The sequence below is a fragment of the Bacteroidota bacterium genome, from assembly GCA_034439655.1.
Classification (GTDB): domain Bacteria; phylum Bacteroidota; class Bacteroidia; order UKL13-3; family UKL13-3; genus CANJUD01.
This window is the reverse complement of sequence record JAWXAU010000167.1, coordinates 21,693-28,560: the sequence shown is the minus strand read 5'-3', so window position 1 is coordinate 28,560 and position 6,868 is coordinate 21,693. Positions and strand designations below refer to the sequence as shown.

General features: G+C 37.2%; 7 protein-coding genes. 5 read left to right on the top strand and 2 right to left on the bottom strand.

The genetic code is table 11. The features are described from left to right. Positions 1-150: 150 nt before the first annotated feature. The 3 genes from SGJ10_12600 to SGJ10_12590 all read left to right on the top strand — a co-directional run bounded on the left by SGJ10_12600 (position 151) and on the right by SGJ10_12590 (position 2,567). Positions 151-933, top strand: coding sequence for a (Fe-S)-binding protein (locus tag SGJ10_12600; GenBank protein ID MDZ4758963.1), 783 nt, complete (start codon positions 151-153; stop codon positions 931-933). Positions 934-1,002: 69 nt separating this feature from the next. After that, a complete protein-coding gene (locus SGJ10_12595) occupies positions 1,003-1,701 on the top strand; it encodes a DUF1003 domain-containing protein (protein MDZ4758962.1) in 699 nt (232 codons plus the stop codon). After that, a complete protein-coding gene (locus SGJ10_12590) occupies positions 1,698-2,567 on the top strand; it encodes a class I SAM-dependent methyltransferase (GenBank protein MDZ4758961.1) in 870 nt (289 codons plus the stop codon). Before SGJ10_12595 ends, SGJ10_12590 begins: the two co-directional genes overlap by 4 nt. A 114-nt stretch (positions 2,568-2,681) precedes the next feature. On the opposite strand, the gene SGJ10_12585 is transcribed toward SGJ10_12590, so the two are convergent. Further along, positions 2,682-4,214 (bottom strand): sodium:solute symporter, encoded by a 1,533-nt coding sequence (locus SGJ10_12585; protein MDZ4758960.1) that lies wholly within the window; start codon positions 4,212-4,214, stop codon positions 2,682-2,684. A 389-nt stretch (positions 4,215-4,603) separates the two neighbouring features. On the opposite strand from SGJ10_12585, the gene SGJ10_12580 reads away from it, so the two are divergent. Further along, positions 4,604-5,047 (top strand): retropepsin-like aspartic protease, encoded by a 444-nt coding sequence (locus SGJ10_12580; protein MDZ4758959.1) that lies wholly within the window; start codon positions 4,604-4,606, stop codon positions 5,045-5,047. Positions 5,048-5,176: 129 nt separating this feature from the next. Here SGJ10_12580 and SGJ10_12575 read toward each other — a convergent pair whose 3' ends face one another. Then, complete coding sequence (locus SGJ10_12575; GenBank protein MDZ4758958.1) at positions 5,177-5,875, bottom strand: hypothetical protein; 699 nt, start codon at positions 5,873-5,875, stop codon at positions 5,177-5,179. Between the two features lie 110 nt (positions 5,876-5,985). Between SGJ10_12575 and murI the strand changes: the two genes are divergently transcribed. Beyond that, positions 5,986-6,807 (top strand): glutamate racemase, encoded by an 822-nt coding sequence (gene murI, locus SGJ10_12570; GenBank protein MDZ4758957.1) that lies wholly within the window; start codon positions 5,986-5,988, stop codon positions 6,805-6,807. Positions 6,808-6,868: the final 61 nt, after the last annotated feature.

Genomic DNA, 6,868 nt, shown 5'->3' with positions numbered 1-6,868 from the left:
GAACTACATCCCGAATGTCCCGCTTAATCCCGATAATTATCGGGATGCGGGGCATTAGTCCCCCTTTCTTTTGGACTAATATATATTGAGTGTCGGTATTACCCCGCCCTAGCTTATGTTTGCATCGCAAAATAAAAAGCAGTTTTGATTATGGAAAATATTCCTTTGCTTAGTGAAATGATGGCCCAGGGCGAAACACCCGAGGTGCTTTTTTGGGTGGGGTGTGCGGGCAGTTTCGACCAACGTGCACAAAAAGTATCTAAGGCTTTTGCTAAGATTTTAAATCACGTAGGGGTAAAGTTTGCCATATTAGGTACCGAAGAATCATGTACGGGCGACCCTGCAAAAAGAGCGGGCAATGAATTTTTATTTCAGATGTTGGCCATGCAAAACATAGAAGTACTAAATGCTTACGAAATAAAAAATATAGTAACCACTTGTCCGCATTGTTTTAATACCCTCAAAAATGAATACCCGAGTTTGGGCGGGAATTATAATGTAATACATCATGCTCAATACTTGCAGCAATTGTTGGATGATGGCAGACTTGCTATTGAAGGAGGAGAATTCAAAGGTAAAAAAATAACCTATCACGATTCTTGTTATCTAGGTCGTGCAAATGGTATATATGAAGCCCCACGAATGTTGATGGAAAAACTTGATGCGGAATTGGTAGAAATGAAACGCTGCAAAACCAATGGCTTATGCTGCGGTGCTGGTGGTGCTCAAATGTTCAAAGAAGCAGAAAAGGGTAATAAAGAAATTAATATTGAACGCACCGATGATATTTTAGAAACGGGTGCCACGATAGTTGCTGCAGCTTGCCCGTTTTGCAATACGATGCTTACCGATGGAATAAAACATGTGGAAAAAGAAGACCAAATTGCCGTGCTTGATATCGCAGAAATTATTGCAGCGGGCAAAGGATTATAATCAGTCGTCAGCGTCGCCCTGTGCCGCAGCTATCGGGATTCAGGGTCTCATTTAATATATATAATAATTATGGCAAACTTTAAAAGTGATATTTCTGGAATTGACTTCCCTGCCAATGAAAGAGTTTCAGCAAAGACTTTAAGGAAAAGTTTGTTTAGTATGATACAAAATGAACATCCCGATTTTAATGAAAAAAATTATATATCCCTCAGTGAACTAAATGACTACCGACAAAAATATATAGAATATTATTTGCAGGGCGAAACGGGCATCCTAACAGAAATGGAGGAAACCGTTTTGAATAATATGCGTAAGCATACTACACTCAGCGATAAAATGGACGAGAGCGATGAGGGTCCTGCACTTACCCTTGGGCAAAGACTCGCTGATAAGATTGCTTCCTTTGGAGGTAGTTGGAGATTTATTATTATGTTTGGTGTATTTATTTTTATCTGGATATGCATCAATATATTTATTATGGTTGCCAAGCCCTTCGATCCATATCCATTTATATTATTAAACTTGATACTCTCCTGTTTGGCAGCCCTGCAAGCTCCCGTTATTATGATGAGCCAGAACAGGCAAGAGCAAAAAGACAGACAGCGTTCGAAAAAAGATTATATGATAAACTTGAAATCGGAATTGGAAATACGTATGCTGCACGAAAAAATTGACCACCTTATCATGCACCAGCAACAAGAACTCATTGAGATACAACAAATGCAAATAGATATGATGAATGACATCATGAAAGAGATAAAAAAATGATGGAACCCGAGTATATAAAAATCAATCGTGAGCTTTGGGATAAAAGAACAGAAGCACATCTCAAAACCGAGTTTTACAATGTACCTGCTTTTTTAAATGGCAATAGTACTTTAAACAAAACCGAGCTAGATTTATTGGGCGATATAACAGGCAAATCATTATTACACTTACAATGTCACTTCGGGTTGGATACCATGTCATTGGCAAGATTGGGAGCAGAAGTAACAGGCGTAGATTTATCACCAAAAGCTATACAAGAAGCAGAAAAACTTGCCGAGCAAACACAACTCCAGGCAAAATTTGTATGTAGCGATATATATGATTTACCCAATAATTTACAAGGCAAATACGATATTATATATACTACTTATGGTACCATAGGTTGGTTGCCCGATATGACGAAATGGGCCAATATTATTGCACACTTTTTAAAGCCTAGTGGACTATTTATTTTGGTCGACTTTCATCCTGTGGTATGGATGTTCGATGATGAATTTAAATACATACAATACTCCTATTTTAATAAAGAAACTATTATTGAAGAAGAATCTGGTAGCTATGCAGACCACAATGCAGATATCAAAAATCTTTCCTACGGTTGGAACCACGATTTGAGCGAAGTACTGAATGCTTTAATACAAGCAGGATTAAAAATAGAAGTATTTAATGAATATGATTTCTCGCACTATAACTGTTTTAAACATACAGAAAAAACAGCAGATGGAAATTATGTAATAAAACATTTAAGGAATAAAATTCCGATGATGTATGGGGTGCGGGCGGGAGCCCCGCTCTCTCCCGCCGCGGCGGGTCTCTCTGCTGGAGATACCCCGATAGCTGTGGGGTTACAGTTTTGCGAGACTTAAAATATTACGCAGCAATTTAGATTTAATGCGATGGGTATCTCCTCTGCAGCTATCGGGGCTTCTCCTTGGGAGAAGGAGAAGGGGTTGAGGTGATAAAAGCCAAATGGAAAAACTCTACAACCCCTCAACCACCACAACCTTTTCACTCTGCTTCCCGTCTGAGAAAAACCACATCATAAAATAACAGGTAGCTGCTATATATACAATTATTTCAGTGCCTACTACCGAGAAAACCATCTTCCATATTTGTGCCAAAGAGAATAAGTTTTCTAATTTGAAATCTATATTTCGCAAGTAATATATATATATACAAATTCCAGCTACCAGCAAGGGAGATATGATCGCAATCCAAGGCATATAGCTGTCTTGTAATTTCTTTTTGCTAATCATGCCAAAGGCAAACATACCTAAGAGCGGACCGTAGGTGATAGAACCTATTTTAAGTACCATTCCAATTACTGCATCGGCACTGCCTTTAAAGAATAATACAATGAGCAAAAACATACCTGCAGCTACTCCCAAATGTATAATTTTTCTTAAAACGCCATCGCGTTTTGTTTCGCCTTTTATTCCAAAAATATCTAATGATAAAGAAGTGGTGAGAGCTGCCATGGCATCATCGGCTGAGGAGAAAGTTGCGGCTATCATTCCCAGCACAAATAAGCCCATAGCAACAGGTGCAAATGAGGTAGAAGCTATATAAGGGAATATAGCATCTGTTCTATCGAAATGCAAACCAGTACTTAAAACATGCTGTGCCAATAATGCACCAATATATACAAATAATAAGTTTACAATAAATACAACTACTGCAAAACTCATAATATTTTTTTGTGCATCTTTTAGCGAAGGGCAACTCAGGCTTCGTTGCATCATACCTTGGTCGAGGCCCGTCATCGTTACGCAAATGAAGAGTCCTGCTAGGAAGTTTTTTATAAAACCACTCGTACCAGTAGTAAAAACTTCGGTGAAATTATTATTGACAATCAGTTTCAAATTTTCATCAATAGAATTTCCCAACAAACTATTTAATTCTACTATAGCAAAACCAATGGCCGCCAATAATAATATAGTTTGTAAAGTATCCGTCCATATAATAGTCTTAATTCCTGATTGAAATGTATATAAGAAAATTAAAAATAATATGATAGCAACTGTTGCTTCAAATGGTACGTAAAAACCCAATTGGCTAATCACCAAACCTTCCATTACTACTACGGCCAGATATACGCGTGCAGAGGCACCCAACATGCGAGAAAGTATAAAATAAAAAGCTCCTGTCTTTCTGCTTCTGTTACCAAAACGGATACTGAGATAATTATATATAGAAGTGAGATTATGTTTATAATATAAGGGCAATAATACATAAGATATTATTATATATCCTACTACATAACCTGCCACAATTTGCATATAACTAAAATGGTTCGATTCAATATTTGTACTTTGCACATTCCCTGTTACAGATACTAGAGACACTGCCGAGAGCGAGGTTCCTATAAGTCCGAATGCAACGATATACCAAGGACTTTTATGGTCGCCATTATAGAAAGTTTGCTCGGTACTTTTGCGTGAGGTGAACCATGAAATAACTAAGAGTACGCCAAAGTAAGCAGCAATAAGTATGATAATATCCTCGGGTTTCATTTTTAGTAGTTAGTAGTCAGTAGTTAGCCCGCCGCGGCGGGTAGTAGTTAGTAGTCAGTTTTGCAGAATAAGGATTATATAATAGTGCAAACATATCATAATTTGGTTTAGATTTTAAAACTCGTTTCCTACATGTGTGGAAAACCAAGAGATTTGCCATCAATATAGAAGTTGTTTGGTGCAGGATGTATTTTGTCATGTCTCCCGATAGCTATCGAGAGAAGGCGACATCTGCTGCTTACCAAATGAGCCTAACACAGTAGATTCCTCGCCCACTCGGAATGACAAATACTTTTAGCATTATGCTTTACATTCAAATACGGCTCAACTAACAATTTTGGCTTTACATTGTTATTAATTATCAAACTCAATTACCTTTGACGACCAATATGCAACGCAAAAAAATTACCCTTATACCCTTACAATTATTACAGTTTGATGAAAGTTCTTGTCACCTGCTGACTACCATAAAAGCCAATGGAGAACCTTGTAATTTGTTATTAGACACTGGAGCTTCAAAAACAGTGTTTGATAAAAAGGCTGCTCAAAAATTCACCAAAACTAAAAAACTCAAAATACTTGACGACCCTGCCATTGGATTAGGAACCCAGAACCATGAAGTATCGGAGGCTACATTCGAAACCTTGCAATTGGGAAGTATGATATTAAAAAATAGGGCATGTGGTGTAGTGGATATGACCCATGTGGTGAAGCTATATAAGCAAACTGTGAAGGTAACACTTCACGGAGTTTTGGGAAGCGATATTTTGCTCGAATATGGAGCGGTGATTGATTACCGAGACCTCAGCCTGAAACTGAGTAAGGATAAATAATTATTCATGCATTTGTGATAGTTCCCGTTCGCAGAACGGAAATAACATTTTGCAAGGATAAATAATTGTTTCTGCATTTATGATAGTTCCCGTTCACAGAAGGGAAATAACATTTTTGATTGGCTATTATTATATTCCTTTGTTTGTGTTATCAAGTTGATTTCGCAATTCGAAGCCAACTGATTTCGACGTAGCAAAACCAGAGCTATAACTTTGATAATTTTTCATATCGACGGTTATTTGCTGCACCAACTCCATAGGCGGCATCAACAGATCGAAGTTCAAACAATATAATATACTTTGTTCGATTAAATGCTTCAACTTTTCAGTCGTCATCACATCTTCTTCAAAGTTATTATGCCGAATATTAATAGGTCGCTTGCCTTCGATAAAAAAATGACGCTCCCTATTTATATATATCCTTGCAATCAGTTCGCCCACATCATCCTGCCTATTATATTTGATTGAATCAGAAAGGAAATTATATACCTGAATCAAACCACAATATATATTAAGTTTGTCCTTTTTTACATAAGGTGAACTTTGTATAAAATGATTTTCGGGGAATGAAAATACATTGGTATGCATCATAAAAACAAGGGTGTCGCCCGAGAATTTGAATTGTACTTCAAAACTGCCAGCATCAGAATATTTTATTTCCACATTGGGGTCAATCTTTGACAATAAAGGTGATAACTCTTTCTGCAAATCGTGCAAAATTTGTTTGGTTTCGTTAAACACTTCCAGCGTGGTGCGGTACACATGCTGCTTGTTGGCCGATTTGCTTGCCAGTAAATGTAGGATTTCCTCTTTCTCTTTGTCGTTCATTTCTTAAGCATTTTGATATTTTGAGCGTGTAAATTTATGCAAATATTTTCAATCTGTTTCCACATATTCGGGTTTATCAAAAAATATAGTGTTGCTTTGCGGCAAAATAAATGAGTATAGCAAACATGTCGGCAGCACCTATAGGCATATTCGATTCGGGTATTGGCGGGCTTACCGTGGCCAGGGCCATCAAAAAATTATTGCCCAATGAGTCTTTTATTTATTTTGGCGACACAGAACATATGCCTTATGGTGATAAAAGTGCAGAAGCCATCAAACATTTTTGTTTAAAGATTAGCGAAATGCTTGTAAACAAAGGATGCAAGATGTTGGTGATAGCTTGTAATACCGCATCGGCGGCGGCTTTCAAAGAAGTGAGCAAAGAGTTTCATGACATTCCTGTAGTAAATGTGATAGACCCAGTGGTTACTTACGTAGCAAAAAATAAAGGCCACCATAAGATTGGCGTAATTGGAACCAAACGAACCATTGGAAGCAATGTTTACCAAAAAAAACTAAAGCAAAAAATTAGGAACGCCCAAGTAACAGCAATAGCTACTCCTTTGCTGGCACCGATGATTGAGGAAGGTTTCTTTAATAATAAAATAAGTCAGGCTGTTATTAACTCATACTTAGATAAGCCCCGCATTAAAGATGTAGATTCTATTATACTGGGCTGCACGCATTATCCACTCATCAAAGAAGAAATTAGAAACTATTATGGTACGCGTGTTGAAATTATTGATTCATCGCAAATCGTGGCAAAAAATGTATATGATATTTTGGCAAAAAATCATTTGCTCAATATCGGAAAAAAGAAAGCTGAATATCATTTTTATGTGAGCGATTTTACACCTTCATTTCAACAGACCACAAAATTATTTTTTAAAGAAAAGATTAAATTGGAACAGTTAAAACTTTGGGGAGAATAATCGATGGATATAGTGGTTGGTGAAAACACTCAACCACGGGCAGTTTCGAGAAATCAATCAT

Excerpts from the sequence above, each read along its gene's own strand:
- SGJ10_12600 (MDZ4758963.1), top strand. The coding sequence starts at position 151 with ATGGAAAATATTCCTTTGCTTAGTGAAATGATGGCCCAGGGCGAAACA.
- SGJ10_12595 (MDZ4758962.1), top strand. The coding sequence starts at position 1,003 with ATGGCAAACTTTAAAAGTGATATTTCTGGAATTGACTTCCCTGCCAAT.
- SGJ10_12590 (MDZ4758961.1), top strand. The coding sequence starts at position 1,698 with ATGATGGAACCCGAGTATATAAAAATCAATCGTGAGCTTTGGGATAAA.
- SGJ10_12585 (MDZ4758960.1), bottom strand. The coding sequence starts at position 4,214 with ATGAAACCCGAGGATATTATCATACTTATTGCTGCTTACTTTGGCGTA.
- SGJ10_12580 (MDZ4758959.1), top strand. The coding sequence starts at position 4,604 with ATGCAACGCAAAAAAATTACCCTTATACCCTTACAATTATTACAGTTT.
- SGJ10_12575 (MDZ4758958.1), bottom strand. The coding sequence starts at position 5,875 with ATGAACGACAAAGAGAAAGAGGAAATCCTACATTTACTGGCAAGCAAA.
- murI (MDZ4758957.1), top strand. The coding sequence starts at position 5,986 with ATGAGTATAGCAAACATGTCGGCAGCACCTATAGGCATATTCGATTCG.